The organism is Streptomyces sp. NPDC001717, assembly GCF_042892775.1.
In the GTDB taxonomy this organism is placed as follows: domain Bacteria; phylum Actinomycetota; class Actinomycetes; order Streptomycetales; family Streptomycetaceae; genus Streptomyces.
The window spans coordinates 545,112-564,764 of the sequence record NZ_JBIAUK010000002.1 but is presented as its reverse complement, the minus strand read 5'-3'; the positions used below and the strand labels follow the sequence as shown (position 1 = coordinate 564,764).

Sequence of the window (19,653 nt, the reverse complement as noted above, 5' to 3'; positions counted from 1 at the left end):
TGAGCACCACACCACTGCCCGGCATCGGGGTCCAGTACGACCTCACCACCCGCTAACACCGCCACCTGTCGGTGGTCGCGCACCGCGACGGCACCCGGACCGTGAACCTCTACCGGGCCGACGACCCCGACGCCTGCGCCCAGTCGCTGCACCTGACGGGCGCCGAGACGGCCTCGCTGATCGACGCGCTGATGCCGGCCCACCACAGCCCGAACGTCCTGCACACCACCGATCTCGGCCTGGTGGCCGAGCGGATCGAGCTCTCCGCCCACTCGTGGTGGAACGGCCGGCTGCTGGGGGAGACCCGGATGCGTACGGAGACCGGTGTGTCGATCGTGGCCGTACTGCGCCGCGCGGAGGCCCGGCCTTCGCCCGCGCCGGACTTCCGCCTCGCGGGCGGGGACACCCTCATCGTGATCGGCACCCGCGAGGGCGTCGACGCCGCCGCGTCCATACTCGGACGGGAGTGACGCCCGTGCATTCCGCTGTCTTCCTCATCGAGTTCGGCGCGATCATCCTCGGCCTGGGCCTGCTCGGCCGGGTCGCCGGCCGCCTGAAGTTCTCCCCGATCCCTCTCTACCTCCTGGCCGGGCTGGCCTTCGGCACCGGCGGACTGCTGCCCATGGGCGCGAGCGAGGAGTTCGTCGCGATCGGCGCGGAGATCGGCGTCATCCTGCTGCTGCTCATGCTGGGCCTGGAGTACACCGCGTCGGATCTGGTCTCCAACCTCAAGACCCAGTACCCGGCCGGGTTGGTCGACTTCGGGCTCAACGCGGTCCCCGGCGCCGTCGCCGCCCTGCTCATGGGCTGGGGCCCGGTCGCCGCGGTCGTGCTGGCCGGAGTCACCTGGATCTCCTCCTCGGGAGTCATCGCCAAGGTCATGGGCGACCTGGGCCGGGTCGGCAACCGCGAAACCCCGGTCATCCTCAGCATCCTGGTCCTCGAAGACCTCGCGATGGCCGTCTACCTTCCGATCATCACCGCCCTCCTCGCCGGCGTGAGCCTGGCCGCGGGCAGCGCGACACTGGCCATCGCCCTCGGCGTGGCCGGGGCGGTCCTGTTCGTCGCGGTCCGCTTCGGACGCCACATCTCCCGCTTCGTCTCCAGCGACGACCCGGAGAAGCTCCTCCTCGTGGTCCTCGGCCTGACCCTGCTGGTGGCGGGCATAGCCCAGCAACTGCAAGTCTCCGCGGCCGTCGGCGCGTTCCTCGTCGGGATCGCGCTCTCCGGCGAGGTCGCCGAGGGCACCCACACCCTGCTCAGCCCGCTGCGGGACCTGTTCGCGGCCGTGTTCTTCGTCTTCTTCGGCCTGCACACCGACCCGGCGAGCATCCCGCCGGTCCTGCTGCCCGCGTTCGCCCTGGCCGTGGTCACCGCCGGTACGAAGATCGCGACCGGTTACTGGGCCGCGAAGCGCGCCGGAATCGGGGTCAAGGGGCGCTGGCGGGCCGGTGGCACACTGGTCGCCCGCGGCGAGTTCTCCATCGTCATCGCGGGCCTCGCGGTCACCGCCGGCATCGAGCCCGCCATGGGTCCGCTCGCCACCGCGTACGTCCTGATCCTCGTGGTGATCGGCCCGCTCACCGCACGTTTCACCGAACCGGCGGCCGCCTGGGTCGCGGGGCGCCGGGCCAGGCCGGCCCGCGCCCTGACCGGCGTGCCGTCCCAGCCGGTATCACCGGAGGAGCTCACGGACCCGGCCCAGGATCCGGCCGGTCGCGCGTGAGTCTCCGGCGTCGTTCCGACCGCGTCGGCCAACGGCGCGGTCGGGTGGGGTCGAAGAGGTCCACGGCGAGCGCGGCCATGACGAGGCCGGCCGCCAGCAGCATCCCGTGGGGCACCACCGCCCCGGTGACGATGGCGGCCAGGGCGGGCAACAGGGCCACCCAGGGCAGGACTTGTCGATGCCCGCGGGTGAAGCGGGGATCGTCGGACCTCGGCACGGCCCCGAGGTCGGTGAGCCGCTCGTCGTCGGATTCCGTCATGGCCTTGCCTCCGTTCATCGGTCGGGCGAGGACGGGGATGCGGGGTCCGGCGCGGTCGGGGTCGGCATCGGCGCGGTTGCGCTCGCGGCTGCCGACGTGAGCGGGCGCGCCCCCTGCGTGTCCCGAACGCAAGGTGCTCCCGACTCCACCATTACCCGGCGGCCGCGCCCGCTACATCGGGGGCGGCACCCATCTTCACGACACCCCGGCACGGCAGAGTGCCCCTCGCCCCGAAATCGAAGTGCCGGGTGCGCGGGTGCGTTGTGATACTGGGGCGATGATCAAGCCACCCCCCGCCGCGCTGGACTCGTTGGCCGGACTCGCCTTCGGCGATGCCTTCGGCGACCGCTGGTTCGGCATCCTCCGCCGCGAGGGCACGGCAGCCCTGGAGGCGCGGATCCTGCCCCCCGAGCCCCTGTGGCAGTGGAGCGACGACACCGCCCAGGCGCTCGTGCTCGTCCGCGAACTCGCCGAGGGCGGCGGGACCGTCGACCAGGACCGCTTCGCCCTGCGGCTGGCCGAGGCCTACGCGGACGACACCCACCGGGGCTACGGAGCCTCGATGCACGACGTGCTCCGCCGGATCGGCGCGGGCGAAGCCTGGCGGGAGGTGGTCGCCGGACAGTTCGGCGGCCAGGGCTCCTGGGGCAACGGCGCTGCCATGCGGGTGGCCCCGCTCGGCGCTTGGCTCGCCGAAGACCTCGACGCGGTCGCCGAGCAGGCCGCCGGACAGAGCGAGGTCTCGCACCACCACCCCGAAGCCGTCGCCGGGGCGGTGGCGGTCGCCGTGGCCGCGGCGCTGGCCACCCGCAGCCGGGGCGGGACGGTCCCGACGCGGCCGGACTTCCTGCGGGCCGTCGCCGAACGGCTCCCCGTCGGCGACGTCCGGTCCGGGCTGCGGATCGCGGCCCGGATGCCGGAGCAGACCTCGGTCCGGCACGCAGCGGAGGTACTGGGCTCCGGCTATCGGATGTCCGGGCCCGACACCGTGCCCTACGCACTGTGGTGCGCGGCGACCCACCTCGACGACCTGCACGAGGGCCTGTGGTCCACCGTCGCCGGGCGCGGGGACATCGACACCACGTGCGCCATCGCGGGCGGGGTCATCGCCGCCCGTACGGGCGTCGCGGCCCTCCCGCCCGCCTGGCACGCGGCCCGCGAGCCGCTGCCCGTGGCCGCGTACGGTTAGGAAACCCCGCCCGGTGCGGGCGGCGCACCGTGGCCCGGCCCCGGCCCGGCCCGACCCCGGCCCGACCCCGGCCCCGGTCACCACGGCCGGCTCGGATGCGTGCGGATCGGGGCTCCGGGCCCGGCCCTGCCCGACTGCCCGCCCGCCGGACCGCGCGCCGGCGCACCTCCGTGCGTCCGCCCAGGCTCGGCGAGGCCGAAGGGGTCCACCGCGCGGAAGAATTCCGCCACCAGGGTCATCGGCACGCACCCATGCGTCGCCTGACGTTCCCTCAGGCGGTCGCCGCCAGACCGCGCGCTCACCCGGCATCGCTGAGGATCGCGCGGGCGGAACGCCGTTGTCAGTGGTCCCGCTTAGCGTTCCGAACATGACGCGAACCGCACACACCTTCGCCTACGCGGGCTCATCCTCGCTGACCACCGCAGGGACGGGACGGATCCTCGGCCTGGAGACCGCGGGCGGCTTGACGCCGGCCGGCGCCGAGGCCCACCCCCAGTTCTTCGCAGGGTTCCTGAACAGCCCTCAGGCCGCCGCCCGCGCCCTGCTCGCGGTCGCCGACGTGGCCGCCGCCCGCTACTACCGGCGGACCCTGCGGGCCTCCCTCGACCCGGTCGTCACGGGCAACGGCGACCGGCTGCGCTTCGAGTCCTTCTCCGGGTGCTGCGGGGTGTACGCCCGGCTCGACGTGCTCCCCGAAGGACTGGGCGGCGCCGACACCGGCCACGGCACCACCAACGTCGACGTCAACAACCCGCTGCGCGAGGCCCTGTCCCGGCTGACCGGCGACGACCCGCTGCACCTGCGCGTCGGCCCCGACGAGCTGACCGTCACCACCCTGGAGGGCCCGGTCGTCGAGAAGAAGGTCCCGCTGCCCGACCGCTGGCTGCGCGGCTTCGCCGAATCCCAGGCCATCACCACCGGCTTCGACCTGCGAGCCGAACTCACCGCCGCCGAGGCCGTACGCTTCCTGCGCTCGCTCCCGCGCAGCCCGGCGGGCGGGAGCGCCGCCGGCGCCGCCCTGTGGGTGGTGCCCGCGGGCCGTACGCTGCGCCCCACCACCCGCCCCGTGCCAGGTGCGGTCTGCCTGCCCGGCCCGGACCGACTCGCCGCCCTCCAGCGGGTCCTGCGCAACGCCACCGGCCTGCGCGTGTACGGCCCCGTGCCCGACGGGGCGGCGCCCACGTCCTCCGCCTGGGAAGTCGGCCTGCCCGGCATGCGACTCACCCTCACCCTCTCCCCGGAGCCCGACCGAGGATTCTCCGGCGAGGGTGGCGTATTGGAAGCCCTCGCCACCGACACGGCGGCCGAGGACGCCGACCTGATATCCGTGCTGCTCGCCTGGGAGCCGCGCATCGACCCGGCCGACCTCGCGGATCAGTCCGGGCTTCCCGTCGAGCGCGTACGGGCCGCCCTCACGCACCTCGGTACGGCCGGCCGCGTCGGCTACGACCTCGCCGAAGCCGCCTACTTCCACCGCGAACTGCCCTATGACGCCCGCCGCGCGGAACGCCACAACCCGCGCCTGGTCGCCGCCCGGGCCCTGCTGGCGGCGGGCGCGGTCACCCTGGACGCCGCCGCGGGCACCGCGGTCGTCGCCTCCGGGGAACGCCGCTACCAGGTCCGTGCGACCGGCGGCGCCCTCAGCTGCACCTGCCAGTGGTGGGCCGACTACCGGGGCCGCCGGGGCCCCTGCAAGCACGCCCTCGCCACCCGCATGGCCCGCCGAGCGGCCACGCACCCCACCGCCACGCACCCCACCGACGCGACCACCACCCCTGCCGGAGCCGCACGATGAACGCCACCGCCCACCAGACCACCGCACCCGCTCCGCAGCCGGATGCTCCCGCTCCGGAGATACTCGCCGCCGTACGGGCCGGACGCGTCAACGCCCTGCCCGGACTGCTTCGGCCCCTGGACCGGCAGCAGCGCCGCGAGCTGCTCGCCGAGTTGAAGGCACTGCGCGCCGACCTGCGCGCCCAGGGCTGGGACAACTGGCGGGCGCGGGACCTGGCGAGCCGGGGCCTGGTCGTGGCGGGCGCCGCGTGCTCGACCGGCGCGGCGGCCACCGCCTCCTGGATCGCCGCCCGCGACCTGCGCCGCTGGCAGGCGCTCCCGACCGGCATCCTGCTCGACGTCCTGTCCGACCGGGAGCCCCGCCTGCTCGGCGACCTCGCCCACCGGCTCGCCGCGCGTGCGGCCACCGCAGAGCAGGACTACCGGCTGATCCGCGAGCTCGTCGAGCTCGCCGGGTGCGCGATGCCCACCACCGACGGCTGCCTGGAGGGCTGGGCCTCCTCCCTGCCCTCCCAGCGCATTCCCCTCGTCGACGTCCTGCGCAAGGACCCGTACACCGCCCAGCTCGTCCCGTGCCTCTTCGAGACCGCCGAGCCGATCGCCTCGCTCAACTGGCTGGGCGAACCCACCGGCCCGTACCACTGGCCGACCGCGCTCGCCGCCCTCGTCGAGGAGGGATTCCTCGACCGCGCCGCCCTCCTGGACGGGTGCACGGCCCGTCTGCTGCGCGGCGGCACGGCCCCCCACCTCAAGCCGTACCTCGCGATCCTCCAGGCCCTGAACCCGACCGCGCAGGAGGAGCGGGAGCGGGCGGCGGACTGGATCGCGCTGGCCGCTGACGCCCCGTCCGCCGTCGCCGGGCACGCCCAGCAGGTCCTGGCCCGGCTCGCCGCGGCCGGCGGCCTCACCCCCGGCCTCCTCGCCGAGATGTCCTCGACCGTTCTCTTCCGCCCCGAGAAGAAGCTGGTCCGCGCCCAACTGGTGCTGCTGGGAAGGGAACTGGTCCGCGATCCGGCCGCCGCCCCCGAGCTGCTCCCCGTACTCGGCGAGGCCTTCGGGCACACCGACACCGACATCCAGGAACGGGCCCTCAAGCTCGCCGCCGCTCATCTCGTCGCCGACCCTGACGTCCGCGCCGAACTGGCCGTCCAGGCCCATCTGCTGAGTCCGCTGCACAGGGCGCGTGCCGTGGAGGTCCTCGGGCCGGCCGCCGCACCGGCCGCCGATGCCGCCCCCTACCGGGAGATCCTTCCGCCGCCCCCGGCCCAGGTCCTGCTCGCACCCGCCCCGGAGAGCGTCGAGGAGACCGTGGAACTGGTCGCCGCCGTGATCAACTCCCGCTCCGCGAGCGTCGAGGAGTACGAACGCGCCCTCGACGGCCTCGTACGGCACGCCCACCGGGACCGGACCGCCCTCGCGGCGGCGCTGCGCCCCGCACTGGCCGGACGCTGGTGGCTCGACCCCGCACAGTCCCGCCACCACACCCATGATCTGCCCGGCATCGAACACGTCGCCGCCGCCGTCCTGGACGTACATCCGGCGACGCCGATCCACGCACCGCGGACCCCGCTCGCCTCCTGGCGCAGCGACTGCCACCACCCCGCGTTCCACGTCGCCGCCCATGCCCGCCTGGCCGAAGCGGCACGGCACATCGCGGACCGGCCGCTGCCCTTCCTGCTCGCGCTCCCGACCCACACGAGCGGCTCCCTGGACCCGTGGACACTGATCGAGCGCCTCGCCGCGTACGCACGGCTCGGCGCGACCCCCGGCCCGGCGGACTTCGCGCAGGCCCTGCTGCGGACCCGCCGCGATCCTGCCGCCATCCCGGCGGCGTCGGCCCTGGGCACGCCCGAGGGGGACCGTCTCGCGGCCTGGCTCGGCGAGGACGGCCGGCCCGCCGCCGTCACCCGGCGCACCGCACCCGCCAGGGCCCGCCACTACGACGTGTGGCCGGAGCACCTCACCCTGGACACCGGGGAACGCCCCACCGTTCTGCACGGCTTCCCCGAGGCGTTCCGGGAGCTGGGACAGGCACGCACGGCGACCGGCCGCTGCTGGGACGGCGACGGCGACGCCTCCCTCGTCGCCGCACTCCCCGAGGACCGGGAGACCCTGGCCGCCTGGTCGCTCCCGGGCATCACCTCCTGCGCACTCCACGAGGGTCGCGGCGGCACCGCCGTGCTGCCCCTGCTCGCGGCCGCGGGCGGCCCGGCCGGCCCGACGCTCCACCTCGCCGTCGCCACCGGACTCGGCGCCCGGTACGCGGAGGACCGGCTCAGGGCCGTCGACGCGCTCCTGGCCCTCGCCGCCCGCGGCGAACTGGACGCCGTACGCCTCGGTACCGACCTGGGGGAGCAACTGACCCTGGACACGGTCAAGCCCAACCGGCTCGCCGACTCGCTGCGCACCGCCGCCGCGACCGGCGCCTGCGCGACCACGTGGGCCGTGCTGGCGGCCGCCCTGCCCGCCCTGCTCACCGGCACGGCAGACCCGCGCGGCACCGGCGAGCTCCTCGAGATCGCCGCCGAGTGCGTCGAACAGTCCCTGGTGGCCTCCCCGTACCCGGACGGACTCGCCGCCGCCGCGGCCCGCGGCGGCCGGTCCCGTCTGGTCACGCAGGCAGTCCGCCTGGGCAAGGCCCTCGACCGGAACGGGGAGTCGGCCGCCGCCTGACCTGTCGGCGGGCCCGGTTGCCCTGACGCGACCGTCGGCGGAGTCGAACGGCTCCGCCGAAACGTTCCTGGGGTGAACGCCGGCGGCCGGACGGGTGACGGGCCGCGGATCAGGGCCCGGGCGGGGTGGGCGGGGCCGCTACAAACGGGCCGTGAACGCGCCCATGCTCCGCTCGCTCCCCGCCGTCCTGATCGCCCTGGCCGCCTGCGCCGCACCGGCCGCAGCCGCCCCGGCAGCCCCTGCCCCGCCCGACCCGGTCGTCTTCGTACACGGCTGGAACAGCGACGGCACGGCCTGGAACACCATGGCGGGACGGTTCCGGGCGGACGGCTGGCCGGCCGACCGCCTCCACCAGTGGACCTACCCGACCTCCCAGTCCAACGCCACCACCGCCGCGCAGCTCGCCTCCGTCATCGACCGTGTCCTGGCCTCGACCGGAGCCGCCAAGGTGGACGTCGTCACCCACTCCATGGGCGCCCTGTCATCGCGCTACTACCTCAAGAACCTGAGAGGCGACACGAAGGTGGACGCGTGGGTCTCCCTCGCCGGCCCCAACCACGGTACGGAGGCCGCCCGTTGGTGCGGCGGAGCCTCCTGCGTCGAGATGCGTCCGGGTTCCGCCTTCCTGCGCGCGCTCAACACGGGCGACGAAACACCCGGACCCACCCGGTACGCCACCTGGTGGTCCTCCTGCGACGCGATCATCAACCCCGCCGGCAGCGTCGCCCTCACCGGTGCGGTCAACACACACGCCCCGTGCCTGCTGCACACCGCCTTCACCGAGAACGCGGGGATCTACCGGCAGGTGCGCGACCACGTCACCGGCACGGCGCCACGCTAGGGCCTGTCGTCAAACTCCCGTCTGCCCCGCGACGCCTGGCACGCGCTCTCGCCGCACCGGGCGAAAGCCCAAGTACGTCCAGTACGCGGGCTTCCGCCCGGCGCACCGAGAGCACGCACCAGACGCCGCGGGGCCACCCTCCGGGCGACGACAGGAGTTTGACGACAGGCCCTAGGCCGACTCCCCGCTACGGGGTCCGTGCGCTCGCCACGCGCCCGGAATCAGCCCCGCCGCTGCTCGCCGCCGCTCTGCCGAGATGCGAAGGCGGCTTCGACGTCACCTCCGCGGGCCGGCGGACCGCCGCACGCCAGGCCGAGCCCTTACGACCACCCAGAGCTCTCGCCGGCCCGCCGGTACGCCGCGCAGCCCGTGTTGGCACCTGCTCCCTCGGTCGGTGACCGGTCAAACGTGTCACGCCGCGCCGACCCCGCGACAGTCGTGTTCGTCATCAGCCCGGTGCGCAGTACGCACGGGTCACTTGCGCCCGAAGCAGCCGAGCCGGCCTCCCGCCCCGTTACAGGCCCGGTACCGCCCCGGCAGCGGCCCGGTACCGCACCGATCCGGTCACCCTGGACGGCCCTCCGCCCCACCGTGCGCGCCCGTCACCAGGCCGGGAACTCGAGAAGGCGCGTCACGTCGTGCACCGCACCGAGCCCGGCAACGCCGTGGGACCTGTACGAACTCCCGTACGCCATCCGGAATCCGTACTACCTGTCCGCAATTCGACCGTCGATGTGCCGTCGGCCTTCACACCTGTCAGCATCGACATCGGTTGAGCGTCAGACGGAAGCTCAACTCCGCAACGCAACCTTCGAATCGAAAGCGAGTGTTGTCATGCGTCACCGCTTGGCCGCAGTCTCCGCCGCCGCCGTCCTCTGCCTCGCAGGCGCAACGGGCGTGGCGGAGGCCCAGCCCGCGAGCCTGTACGCCCCGTCCGCCCTGGTCTTCACGATCACCCAGGGGGACGACGCGGCCACGGGCACCGTCCTGCGGGCGGCCGTCCTCAGCTGCGCCTACACCGCGGAGGGCACGCACCCTGCCCCCAGGGCCGCGTGCGACGCCCTCAACGCCACCGGCGGAGAGTTCAACCGCCTGCTGTCCGCGCCGAATCCGGACCGGGCGTGCCCCATGCACTACGACCCCGTCACCGTCACGGCGGACGGCGCCTGGCACGGCAGCCGCATCGCGTGGAAGCACACCTTCCCCAACGCGTGCCAGATGTCCGCGACCCTGGGCGGCAACGCGCTCTACGCGTTCTGACGGGCTTCGCCGGGCTGCGCCGAGGGGGTCGTGGGGGCTCCCTCAGCGCAGTTCCTCGGCCAGTCCGACGATGATGCCCGCCGGGCCGCGGAGGTAGCAGAGCAGGTAGCTGTCCTCGAACCGGGCGATCTCGCCGACGAGTTCGGCGCCGTGCGGGCGCAAACGGGAAACGGTGTCCTCGATGTCGTCGACGGCGAACATGACGCGGTGCGTGCCCGGAATGTTGTGCGGCCGGTTGCGCGGCCCGGCGCTGATCATCGGCGGGCTCTGGTACTCCGCCAGCTCGAGTCGACCGTGACCGTCCGGGGTCCGGAGCATCGCGATGTCACAACGGACGCCGTCGAGCCCGGTGCACCGGTCGGCGAAGAGGCCCTCGACCTCCCCCCTGCCCTCCAGCTCCATGCCGAGTTCCACGAAGAACGCGATGGCGCCATCCATGTCCTCGACGACGATGCCGACGTTGTCCATCCGTTGAATCGCCATGCCGGTCGCTCCTTCTTTCTCGTCCGTCCGGCGGTGGCCGCCGGTATTCGTTGCCCTGCCCCGTCATATGTCCCTTGGGGCGGGCGACGACCGTCTCCTATGCTCCGGCCGTGGACGGATACGGGCACCTGAGGGCATTGATCGAATCGGCCTGGGAGGAGTTGGACGCCGCGCCCGCGGGCAGCGGGGACCTCTCCCTCGACGCGATCGGCGACGTCCTGGAGACGGGCCACCTGACGCAGCACGACGTCGAGCGGACCGTCGAGCGCCTCGTCACGGTCGCACTGTCCGACGGCGGCCCCCGGGTGCGGGAGTCCGCGCTGCACGCGATCTGCACCGCCTCCGTGCACCACGAGCTCCCCTACCGGGTGGTCGAGCCCCTCGCCGTCGGCGCGGACGCCTTCGAGCGCGTGCTCCTGGAGTACGTCCTGGGCATCCTCGGCTCGACTCACGACCGAGCGTCGCTGCCGGTCGTCGAGCGGTACCTCCGGCACCCCCACCCCGAGGTGCGCAGGGAGGCGGCGGACGCCGTGTACGAACTGCGCTGGAGCCTGGAGTCCCGGGAGTCGGCGCAGGGCGGAACGACCCGGCGGCTCCGGCCCTCGACGCCCGCCGAGTAGCCGCACCGAGCGGAGCCCCGGCCGCTCCGGACGCGCATGCGGCATGTGACGAAGACCCCGCGTACGGGGCCGAACGGATGATGTGGATCCGTACCTGCTTGACCTAGCCTGTACCGGTAACGCACGCCGGGGGGCCGAGCGCAAAGGATCAGCGCCTCCATGGTCGTCACCAGCAGCTCCGCACGCCGTCGGTCGAGGGTTTCCGTCGTCGCGGCGACCGTCCTCGGCCTTGTGGCGGCGGTCGCCGCACCCGCCCTCGCCGCCACGGACGGCTCGTCGGGCCGCTCCACCGCCTCGAACCCCTCCGGGTCCGCCGAGGGCGCCGGCCGGATACCCCTGGGCATATCGCGGCTGGCGCAGGGACCGGGCCACGACGTCGCCATCACCATCGACGACGGTCCGGACCCCCGCTGGACCCCTCAGGTCCTCCAGGTGCTGAGGGAGAACCACGTCAAGGCCACCTTCTGCATGATCGGGACCCGTGCGCAGAAGTACCCGGACCTGGTGCGTGCGGTCGCCGCCGACGGACACCGGCTGTGCGATCACACCGTCGACCACGACGTGACCATGGACCACAAGCCGGTCGCGTACCAGGAGCAGCAGATTCTCGACGGCAAGACCATGATCGAGAAGGCCGCCCCGGGCGTCGCCGTGAACTACTACCGCGCGCCGGGCGGTGCCTTCACGCCCGAAAGCCGCGCGATCGCCGCCGCGAACGGGATGCGGCCCCTGGGCTGGAGCGTGGACCCCAAGGACTGGAGCAGGCCGGGGCTGCCGGCCATCGTCTCCGTCGTGGAGGGCGTACTGCCCCAGCAGCCGACCGTCCTCTTCCACGACGGGGGCGGCGACCGCAGCGAGACCGTCGCGGCGCTCAAGGAGTACCTGCCCTGGCTCACCGACCGGGGCTACACGATGACCTTCCCGGCCCTCACCGGCCGGTAGGGAGCCCATCGGGGCTCAGGGCTCCAGGGCCGCCCGTCCGAACCGGGGACTGTCGGCCCCTCCCGTAACCCGGTGACACCGCGGGGTCCCGGGGTAGAGAATCGACCGAGGCGGGGTGGGGCCGAGGAGCGGGGGGCGCTGTGGGTCGGGCATTGCGTGTGGGGATCGTCGTACTGCCGGTGGGGTTCGTGCTCTGGTACGCCTCGTACTACACGACGATCATGGTCTGGGAGCTGCGCAAGCTCTTCGCCTGGTTCGCCCTGCCGCTGCTCGCCGCGGCCGGCGTCGCCGTGGTGTGGCTCGTGGTGCGGTGGCTGAGGCGGCGCGCGGGGCACACCGTGGGCTCGGAAAGCGCGGTCGCCACACTCGGGTGCCTGGGGGCGCTCGCCGGGCTGGCCCTCGCGGTCGGCTGGCTGGTGTACGGCTCGTACCTCCAGGACCGTGCGTACATGGCGACCGCGAGTGTGGTGACCGACCCCGTACCCGGGCTCACGGCCCGGGCGCCGTACGTCGTCGGCAAGGCGCAGGCCGCCCCGCACCTGGGCGACGTCACGGGCGAGATCTCCGACATCACCTACCTGCCCGACTCGGACAGGTTCGCCACCCTGGTGGAGCGGCGCGGCTGGCTCGCCGGGTACGAGGTCGGGCTCGTGCAGGACATCCCGCTCGGCGGCGAGAGCCGCAGCCAGGAGCGCTGCCAGTTCGACGTGTCCGCCGCCGACGCCCGCATCAGCGGCTGGTTCTCCCACAACCTCGGCCGGAAGATCTCGGCCGAGAAGCGCTGGGTCCGCTTCGAGGCCAATGACGCCTACGTGACCTGCTCGGGGGGCGAGCCGACCGTGGTCGTCCCGCTCAAGCGCCAGACCGGGTTCCTCGTCGTCACCGAACGCCCCGCCGGCGTCGCGCTCTACAACGGGCGCACCGGCAAGCTCACCATCACCTCGGACACCTCGGCCGTTCCCGGTCCGTCCTATCCCCTGAGCCTCGCGGCCCGGCAGCGGGAGGGCACGGCAGCCGTGGGCGGATTCGGCGACTGGTGGTTCGAGCGCAGCGGCTGGGACGCTTCGGAGGACGGCGCCAACGAGGGCAACGAGTCCGAATTCACCCTGCGCTACCAGGAGGGAGCCGGGCGCAGCGCCTACGTGACCCCGCTCACTCCGCAGGGGGAGGCCAGCTCGATCGTGGCCGTGTCGACGGTGCCCACCCGCCACGAGGGCAACGGCCTCGCGCCGATGACCATCCACCGCCTCGATCCCGCGTGGTCGTCCCCGAAGGCGCTGGTCGCCCTCATCAAGGCCGAATACCGGGACGTCTGCTGTTACAACGACGACCAGGTCTTCGAGGTCGTCCCCACGGGTGGCAGCACGTGGACGGCCACCGTCGGCAGCGAGCAGAACATCCGGTACCGGGTGGAGGGGAAGGGCCAGGTGGGAGGCCGTGAGGCGACCTGCCTGAAGGCCGCCGACGGAGCGCTCATCCGCTGCGCGTACGCGGCTCCCGGCTCGCCCGAGGAACAGGAACTCAAACGCCGGGAGCAGCAGAAACAGCAGGAGCAGGGCGCGAAGAACCCGGGGGACCCGGGGGACCTGAAGGGATACACCAACGAGCAACTGGCCGAACTCCAGCGCCGAATGAGCGAGGAGATCAGCCGCCGGCTGAAGGCCGGATAGCGCGGGGGTCGACGAATGGGGCGTCCGTCGTACGGGCGCCCCACCGGTCGTCAGTCCCGGATGAGCAGGACGACGAGTCCCGCGACGACGCCCAGCGCCACCGCGAGCACGGAGTACCGGGGCCGCGACTCGCGCAGTACGGGAAGGAAGTGGTCGACGGAGAAGCGGCCCGGCCCGGTGAGCGTGAGGGTGAGCGCCCCGGCGAGCAGCAGCACTTCGAGCTCGACGCCCTTCGGGGGGAAGAAGGCGCTCAGCCCCCGCACGTCGAGGACGTTGACGAAGACGCCGATCAGGGCCGCCCCGGCCAGCGGGGTGAGCAGGCCGAGCGCGAGGCCGAGGCCGCCGAGGGTCTCGGAGAGACCGGCGATGACGGCCATGGCGTCGCCGGCCGGGTATCCGGCCTGTGTGAAGCCCTTGCCGGTCGCGGAGAGCCCCGGACCGCCGAACCATCCGAAGAGTTTCTGCGTGCCGTGGCCGACCATGGCGAGGCCGACGACGATCCGCAGCACGAGGAGGCCGACGTCGTGGGTCGCGGTGGTGCCGGGGGCCGGCACGGTGGCGAACATCGTGCGCCCCCATTGTTCTTGCACCATGGACGTCCCGTTCTTCCGGCACCGGTGAGCGACGGCCACCCTACGTCGCACGCCCGCGCCGACCGGACCGCAACGGCGGCGGGCCGCTTCGACGACCCGTTCGGCCGCAGATGGGCCCGCACCCGGAACGACGCCCCAACCGGCCGGATCCGGAAGGGACGCTCCACCCGGGCGGCCGGGCGGGGTGCTCACGCCAGCAGGCGCAGGGATGTCGCCGCGATGCCCAGACGTACGCTCTGACCCCAGGTCAGCTGCAGGGCGTCGGCCTCCATGCCGTCGCCGAAGACCACGATCCGGTCCGACTCCACGGTCAGCCGTAGTCCCTGCCGCTGTTCCAGGTGGCCGGAGACCCTGGAGGTTCCCGTCGACGGCGACGGCCAGGCCTCGCGGACGAACCACAGGAGCCGGCGGTCGCACGGCGCGGGCAGCTGTGCGGTGCTGCCGCGTTCCAGCCACAGCGAGCGCAGCCAGCCCGTGGCGCCGGTGCCGGTGCCTACGAGTACGCCGGAGGACGCCTGGGCCTCGCCCGGGCCCTCCTCGCTGTCGGGGCCGAGGCGGTAGCGGGCCGTCTGGTGGCTCGGCGGGCCCAGGTAGATCTCGTTCAGCGCGAGGAGGCGCTGGGTGTCGTCGGCGACGGCCTCGACCATGGTCAGGTCTTCCGTCCGCCCCCCGGAGGTCGCGGCACGCAGGAGGGCGGCCGTGTCGGTGCTGCGGTGACGGACCAGGACTCCGGGGTTGCGACCCGGATCGGTGTCGATGCCGACCACCGGCTGGCCGGAGAGGTACTTCGCGGTGTTGGCGACCAGGCCGTCCTGCCCCACCACGACCACCACGTCCTCCGGCGCGAACAGGAACCGGTCCAGGTCCGCCCGTTCCACCTGGGAGCTGCGCCAGGTGAGCGGCACCGCCGCCGCCACCTCGCGCAGCGCCTGCCGGGTCCGGTCGTGGCGGGTGACCACCTCGTCGATCGAGCGGCCCCGACTGGAGAGGAAGAACGCGGCCTGCCCGTGGGTCCCGTGACGGGCGATCAACTCCTCGTACTCGGTCCTGCGGTGCACGAGCACCGCCCGGGGGGCGAGGCTCACGCGTCCGCCCCGGGGTCCGGACGGCCGAGCCGGCTCAGGAGGCCGGTGAGGACGTCCGGGGTGAGGGTGATGCTCTCGACCCGCGGCAGGTTCTCCGCCATCCGGGTCGCGGCCAGGGCGTACAGCGTGCCCGGGCCCGCCTCGCCGTGCACCTGGAGCCAGGCGGCCTGGGCCTCGGCCCGCGCCGAGCCCGTCTCGCGCTCCGCCGCGGCGTCCGCGCGGGCCAGCCGGACCTTGCGGGCCGCCTCGGCCTCGGTCCGTACGCTGTCGGCCGCCGCCTTCTCCTCCGCCTCACGGCGGGAGTTGATGCCCCGCTGCTCGACCAGCTGCTCCTCGCGCCGGGCCAGTTCGATCTGACTGGCCAGCTCGTTCTCGGCGATCGTGCGCTCGCGCTCGACGGCGACGGCCCGCCGTTCGTAAGTGGCCCGGTCGGCCTCCTGCTGGATCTGCTCGCGGGCCGGTGTGCGCAGCGCGCGCTCCACCTCGGCCTCGGGTCGGATCGCGACGACGCGTACGGCGACCACGTCGATGCCGGTGTCCGGGAGTCGGGGTTCGGCGGCGAGACCGGCGGCGACGCTCTGTCGTACGGAGGCGACGCCGTCCACCAGCGCCACGGCCAGCGGGGTCCGGGCCAGCACGTCCAGCGTGTGCTGCTGCGCGGTCTCGGTGAGGAGGGTGGAGATCTGCTCCAAGGGCGCGCCGCGCCAGCTGCCGTTGTCCGGGTCCACGGAGAAGTCGAGGCGGTCCGCCGCCGCGGCCGGGTCGCTGATCCGGTAGGTGACGGTGGCCTGCACGGTGACGTCCTGGAAGTCGGCCGTACGGGCGTGGAACGCCATGGCCAACTCCCTGTCGTCGACCGGTACTTCGGACAGCGCCGCCGACAACGACCGGTACCAGAAGCTGAGGCCCCGGCCGTCGTGGACGAGCCGGCCGCGCTTGTGGTGGCGGATGTGGGTGGTGGGCGCGGATCGAAGATGACGCCAGCCGAAGCGCCGGGTGATGTCGGCCATGGTGAACCCCCTTGATTTCGTCACCATGACGATAATGGTCGCCGCCCATATCGTCAAGGGGACGAAAAGAAGGGGGTTCGCCATGGCCGCCGCGCCGGCTCAGGGTCCGGTGTTGAGCTCCGCGACGATCGAGGCGGGAGTGTGGCCGCTGCCGTCGGACAGGCGGTGGAAGTCGACGGAGACGAAGTTCGGACTCCGGCCCCCGGTCGCGGTCCGGCACTGGTCCGCGATGCGGTTCCGGAGCTTGGCGCCGTTGTCCAGGGATGCCGTGAGGACCGTGGGCACGTTGCGGTGGTGGCTCATCGTGAACAGCCTCCGGAATCCGGGCTCCTGCCGGTCCAGGGGGACATCGGGCCAGCGGGTGACGCACGCGAGGTCGTTGCCCATGTCGCCGAGGCTCCAGTAGTTGCTCACCGTCCACGACCTGTCGTACATGACGCCCAGCTGCTCGCGGTCGGACCTGTCCGAGAAGACCAGCAGACGCTTGCCGGCGGTGACGAGGTCGGCCACCTTCGGCCAGCCGTTCTGGCGGACGCCCCACGCGTCCGGCCGGAACAGCATCTCGTCGAACCCGCGCACCCTGCCGAGGGATTGCCGGAGCTGCTCGGTGCTGACGTAGTCCTCGAGGAAGACGGTCACCACCTCCTGCGGGTGGGAGGCCAGGAAGTCCACCACGGTCTGCATGGTGCCCTGGAAGGACTGCCTCGGCAGCGCGTAGGTGGCTCCGGCGAAGGTCTTGCAGTCGCCGTGGCACAGGTACACGTCGCTCGGGTAGCAGTCGCTGCCGAAGCTGATGACGCAGAGCCAGGTGCTGTGCTCGTACCAGTGGGTGTCCAGGCTCAGACCGCGGACCCCGTTGTCGAGCTGGGCGCGCACCGACTCGGACTGGTTCACCGAGCTCCAGCGCGAGTCCGCGTAGTTGGTGAAGGAGTTGTGGGTGGCGAGGAAGGAGACCTCGTCGAGGCGGCGGTCACCCCAGCGGGCGGAGGCCTCGGCCGCCCGCGCCGCGGCGGGAGAGGGGGGAGGTGGCGTGGCCGCGGCGGCGCCCGGTGCGCCGAGGAGGGCCAGCAGGAACAGGCACACCAGGAGACGGAGGCCGGTCCTTCCCGTCGGAGAGCCGGCGGAACGGCCGTGACGCCCGCCGGCGGAGGCGCGGAAAGTCGTGTCCATGTCAATCATGGGCGGGAGGGTAGCGCGCCCCACCGCAACGCGCCGCCCCTCGGGCGGCATCGGCCGAATCCCGCCACCGGTGGCTCGCGCGAAGTCGCACGCCGCGCCTTTGTCCGCCACCACACGACGCGCCGGTGGCGCGCCCCGGTCGGGCACGGTCCTCCCGTCGAGCGACGCGTCAGGAGCCGTCATGGCCCTCCCGCGGCTCTGATCGTGGCCGGCCCTCCCGAAGGGACGATCCGGGCCGTACGGCAAGCCACGTCTCGCGCCGCGTACCGGGCCACAGCACACGGTCCGGGCGAACGACGTCCGGGTGAGCCGCCGCGCTCGCCCCGGCATGGGCCCTCGGTGAGCGACTGCATCCTTTGGCCTACCGTGTTTTCCGCCCTGTGGAGGACGATCTCGGGGCGCTCGCCGGGAGAAGGTTGATCCGTGCGAACAACCATTGGTTACACCATCGAAAGCATCGGCTACGTCGTGGGAGCGCAGGGGCTCGTCAGCTTCGCTTCGCAGACCTTCTTCGGCACGGAGTGGGGCTGGTTGCACAAGGTCGTCGACCTGCCGTCCACCGCCTACCTCGGCATCGTCGTCGTGGGGCTGGCCCTCGTCCTCGGCGGGGTCAGGATACGGAAGGCGCCGGAGCGCCACGAGGTCGCCTGACCGGCCGGCCCTCATCCCAGGGTCTGACCCCGCTGGTGGGCATCCTCGGATCAGTGCGTTCTTTCAATCCTGGTGCGAGTGACGCAGGCCAGGTGGGCGGCGTGCGCCCACGCGCGACGCCGCCGCCCGGACCATCTCCCACGCCTTCACCCTCGACACCCCGCGAGACCCGCACATCTGGCCCACACCCGCCCCGCATCCCGTGCCCCGGTACATCGAGGACGCCCTGCTCGTGGGCAGGACCCTCTCCACACTGGGCAGGGCGGCCTTCGAAGGGATCCGCGGCTTCGCGGACCATCACAACATCCACATCGAGGGACTTCCCGACGATCCCGAGGCCGAGGTCCCCCCCCGGATGAGGCCCTGCGGATCATGCGTGACTTCCTGGCCATTCACTTCCCCCGTCTGGTACCCGCCCAGGGACCGGAGACCTCGCAAAGCTGACGCAGGCGCAGATTTCGGCCCGGCGACAGGAACAGATCAGTAGGCACGGGTCACCCTTCGGGTCGTGCGGCGATCTCATACCGTGGTGCCATGGGAGAGGCGAACGCGAGCGCGGTCCAGTGGGTACACGAGGACGTCCACGCCGGTGAGCACGGCGCTCGGGCGAACTGCCTGCCCGAGCCGTGGATGTGCCGGGCTTTCCACCTCGACGGCAGCCTGAGGGACGTTCGGATCCTCGACACGACCCGCGTCGAGTGGATCGCGGTCCTCGAGCGCCTGCGTGTCGTGGCCGACGAGACCGAGGTGGTGCACCCCTACCCCCGGCTCGATCCCGTGCGTCCCGCCGTCGCCGAACTCTTCCGCCTCTGGGCGGACGCGCCGGAGGGCCAGGAGAGCGGATTCTGCTTCCGGGCCCGCTTCGGCGCCGTCTGGTTCGCGGCCTGGCCCGCCTTCGAGGAGGAGATCGAGTTCTCCCTGTGGCCCGAGGACGTCCTCGACGGCGCGGCGGTGGCCGCGGTGTTGCGGTTCCTGGTCGAGGTCGCGGCGGCCGGCCGGCGACGGGCCCTGCTGACCGGCGAGGTCGTCCAGTACGACCCGGGGATGCCCACGCTGATCTCCCACGACCCCGTCACCGGCCTCACTTCCCACATCTGAAAGGGGTCGGCCGGCTCCGACCCCGGCGTGCGAGCGACGGGGCCGTCGTCCGCCCGCGGTCGAGCCGGCCGGCGTGTTCATCGGCCGAGGAGGGCCAGCTCGTGGTTCATTTCGGAGAGGAAGCGGACCACGACGCGTAGTTCGTCGTCGGTGAACCGGGCGCGGGCGGTGTCCGTGCCGTGGGCCAGCGGACGGAAGTAGGCGCGCGCCACGTCCCTCGCCCGCTCCTCGTAGTGCAGGTGGACCACGCGGCGGTCGTCGGCCGCCCGGACGCGGCGGATGTGACCGGTCCGCTCCAGCCGGTCCAGGCACGCCGTCATCGCGCCCGAGGTGAGGTTCATCCGCTTGCGCAGTCGGCCGGGCGTCATGGGGCCGCCCGCGTCGTCGCTGTCCGCGTCCAGTACCGCGATCAGCGCCTGGACGTCGGTGAGATGGAGTCCCTGTTCGTGGGCGAACTCCTGCGAGATCCGATTGAACTCCGCGTTCATCCGGCGCAGGAGCACGGCGAACGACTGCAACCCGATCGGGTCGTCGGACGGAAGTACGGGTGCGGAGCTCTCGGTCGCATGCATAGCATCAG

19 protein-coding genes are annotated in these 19,653 nt (G+C 73.1%); 12 read left to right on the top strand and 7 right to left on the bottom strand.

What is annotated here, in order from left to right:
• Positions 1–65 precede the first annotated feature (65 nt).
• The gene (locus ACFYZL_RS07115; protein ID WP_388676952.1) at positions 66–470 is read left to right on the top strand and encodes a cation:proton antiporter regulatory subunit; all 405 of its coding nucleotides are present in this window, start codon (positions 66–68) and stop codon (positions 468–470) included.
• A 5-nt stretch (positions 471–475) separates the two neighbouring features.
• The gene (locus ACFYZL_RS07110; RefSeq protein ID WP_384747062.1) at positions 476–1,726 is read left to right on the top strand and encodes a cation:proton antiporter; all 1,251 of its coding nucleotides are present in this window, start codon (positions 476–478) and stop codon (positions 1,724–1,726) included.
• On the opposite strand, the gene ACFYZL_RS07105 is transcribed toward ACFYZL_RS07110, so the two are convergent.
• On the bottom strand, positions 1,689–1,985 hold the full coding sequence (locus tag ACFYZL_RS07105) for a hypothetical protein (protein ID WP_384747063.1): 297 nt from the start codon (positions 1,983–1,985) through the stop codon (positions 1,689–1,691). The genes ACFYZL_RS07110 and ACFYZL_RS07105 overlap by 38 nt on opposite strands.
• A 277-nt stretch (positions 1,986–2,262) precedes the next feature.
• On the opposite strand from ACFYZL_RS07105, the gene ACFYZL_RS07100 reads away from it, so the two are divergent.
• The 5 genes from ACFYZL_RS07100 to ACFYZL_RS07080 all read left to right on the top strand — a co-directional run bounded on the left by ACFYZL_RS07100 (position 2,263) and on the right by ACFYZL_RS07080 (position 9,742).
• Complete coding sequence (locus ACFYZL_RS07100) at positions 2,263–3,174, top strand: ADP-ribosylglycohydrolase family protein (RefSeq protein ID WP_384747065.1); 912 nt, start codon at positions 2,263–2,265, stop codon at positions 3,172–3,174.
• 367 nt (positions 3,175–3,541) lie between these two features.
• Entirely contained in the window at positions 3,542–4,969 is a 1,428-nt protein-coding gene (locus ACFYZL_RS07095) for an SWIM zinc finger family protein (RefSeq protein ID WP_388676809.1), read from the top strand.
• The gene (locus tag ACFYZL_RS07090) at positions 4,966–7,641 is read left to right on the top strand and encodes a DUF6493 family protein (RefSeq protein ID WP_384747067.1); all 2,676 of its coding nucleotides are present in this window, start codon (positions 4,966–4,968) and stop codon (positions 7,639–7,641) included. The genes ACFYZL_RS07095 and ACFYZL_RS07090 overlap by 4 nt, the downstream gene beginning before the upstream one ends.
• A 151-nt stretch (positions 7,642–7,792) precedes the next feature.
• Complete coding sequence (locus tag ACFYZL_RS07085; protein ID WP_384747068.1) at positions 7,793–8,482, top strand: esterase/lipase family protein; 690 nt, start codon at positions 7,793–7,795, stop codon at positions 8,480–8,482.
• Between the two features lie 834 nt (positions 8,483–9,316).
• Positions 9,317–9,742 carry a subtilase-type protease inhibitor gene (locus ACFYZL_RS07080; RefSeq protein WP_384747069.1) on the top strand — a complete coding sequence of 142 codons (426 nt, stop codon included), beginning with the start codon at positions 9,317–9,319 and terminating at the stop codon, positions 9,740–9,742.
• Between the two features lie 42 nt (positions 9,743–9,784).
• On the opposite strand, the gene ACFYZL_RS07075 is transcribed toward ACFYZL_RS07080, so the two are convergent.
• A complete protein-coding gene (locus ACFYZL_RS07075) occupies positions 9,785–10,225 on the bottom strand; it encodes a VOC family protein (protein WP_384747071.1) in 441 nt (146 codons plus the stop codon).
• Between the two features lie 110 nt (positions 10,226–10,335).
• Between ACFYZL_RS07075 and ACFYZL_RS07070 the strand changes: the two genes are divergently transcribed.
• The 3 genes from ACFYZL_RS07070 to ACFYZL_RS07060 all read left to right on the top strand — a co-directional run bounded on the left by ACFYZL_RS07070 (position 10,336) and on the right by ACFYZL_RS07060 (position 13,457).
• Positions 10,336–10,845, top strand: a complete 510-nt coding sequence (locus ACFYZL_RS07070; protein WP_384747072.1) for a HEAT repeat domain-containing protein — start codon at positions 10,336–10,338, stop codon at positions 10,843–10,845.
• Between the two features lie 159 nt (positions 10,846–11,004).
• A complete protein-coding gene (locus ACFYZL_RS07065; RefSeq protein WP_384747073.1) occupies positions 11,005–11,787 on the top strand; it encodes a polysaccharide deacetylase family protein in 783 nt (260 codons plus the stop codon).
• 140 nt (positions 11,788–11,927) lie between these two features.
• On the top strand, positions 11,928–13,457 hold the full coding sequence (locus ACFYZL_RS07060; protein ID WP_384747075.1) for a hypothetical protein: 1,530 nt from the start codon (positions 11,928–11,930) through the stop codon (positions 13,455–13,457).
• Positions 13,458–13,507: 50 nt separating this feature from the next.
• Here ACFYZL_RS07060 and ACFYZL_RS07055 read toward each other — a convergent pair whose 3' ends face one another.
• The 4 genes from ACFYZL_RS07055 to ACFYZL_RS07040 all read right to left on the bottom strand — a co-directional run bounded on the left by ACFYZL_RS07055 (position 13,508) and on the right by ACFYZL_RS07040 (position 17,324).
• Complete coding sequence (locus ACFYZL_RS07055; protein WP_384747077.1) at positions 13,508–14,050, bottom strand: DoxX family protein; 543 nt, start codon at positions 14,048–14,050, stop codon at positions 13,508–13,510.
• 188 nt (positions 14,051–14,238) lie between these two features.
• The gene (locus tag ACFYZL_RS07050; protein WP_384747078.1) at positions 14,239–15,135 is read right to left on the bottom strand and encodes a hypothetical protein; all 897 of its coding nucleotides are present in this window, start codon (positions 15,133–15,135) and stop codon (positions 14,239–14,241) included.
• Positions 15,132–16,145, bottom strand: coding sequence for an SPFH domain-containing protein (locus ACFYZL_RS07045; protein ID WP_384579496.1), 1,014 nt, complete (start codon positions 16,143–16,145; stop codon positions 15,132–15,134). Before ACFYZL_RS07045 ends, ACFYZL_RS07050 begins: the two co-directional genes overlap by 4 nt.
• 99 nt (positions 16,146–16,244) lie before the next feature.
• Positions 16,245–17,324: a PI-PLC domain-containing protein gene (locus tag ACFYZL_RS07040; protein ID WP_388676801.1), complete on the bottom strand. Its 1,080-nt coding sequence runs from the start codon at positions 17,322–17,324 to the stop codon at positions 16,245–16,247.
• Positions 17,325–17,747: 423 nt separating this feature from the next.
• Between ACFYZL_RS07040 and ACFYZL_RS07035 the strand changes: the two genes are divergently transcribed.
• Positions 17,748–17,975, top strand: a complete 228-nt coding sequence (locus tag ACFYZL_RS07035) for a hypothetical protein (protein WP_384747082.1) — start codon at positions 17,748–17,750, stop codon at positions 17,973–17,975.
• Between the two features lie 534 nt (positions 17,976–18,509).
• Positions 18,510–19,073 carry a hypothetical protein gene (locus ACFYZL_RS07030; RefSeq protein WP_388676798.1) on the top strand — a complete coding sequence of 188 codons (564 nt, stop codon included), beginning with the start codon at positions 18,510–18,512 and terminating at the stop codon, positions 19,071–19,073.
• Positions 19,074–19,150: 77 nt separating this feature from the next.
• Here ACFYZL_RS07030 and ACFYZL_RS07025 read toward each other — a convergent pair whose 3' ends face one another.
• Positions 19,151–19,645: a MarR family winged helix-turn-helix transcriptional regulator gene (locus ACFYZL_RS07025; RefSeq protein ID WP_384747088.1), complete on the bottom strand. Its 495-nt coding sequence runs from the start codon at positions 19,643–19,645 to the stop codon at positions 19,151–19,153.
• Between the last annotated feature and the right edge of the window lie 8 nt (positions 19,646–19,653).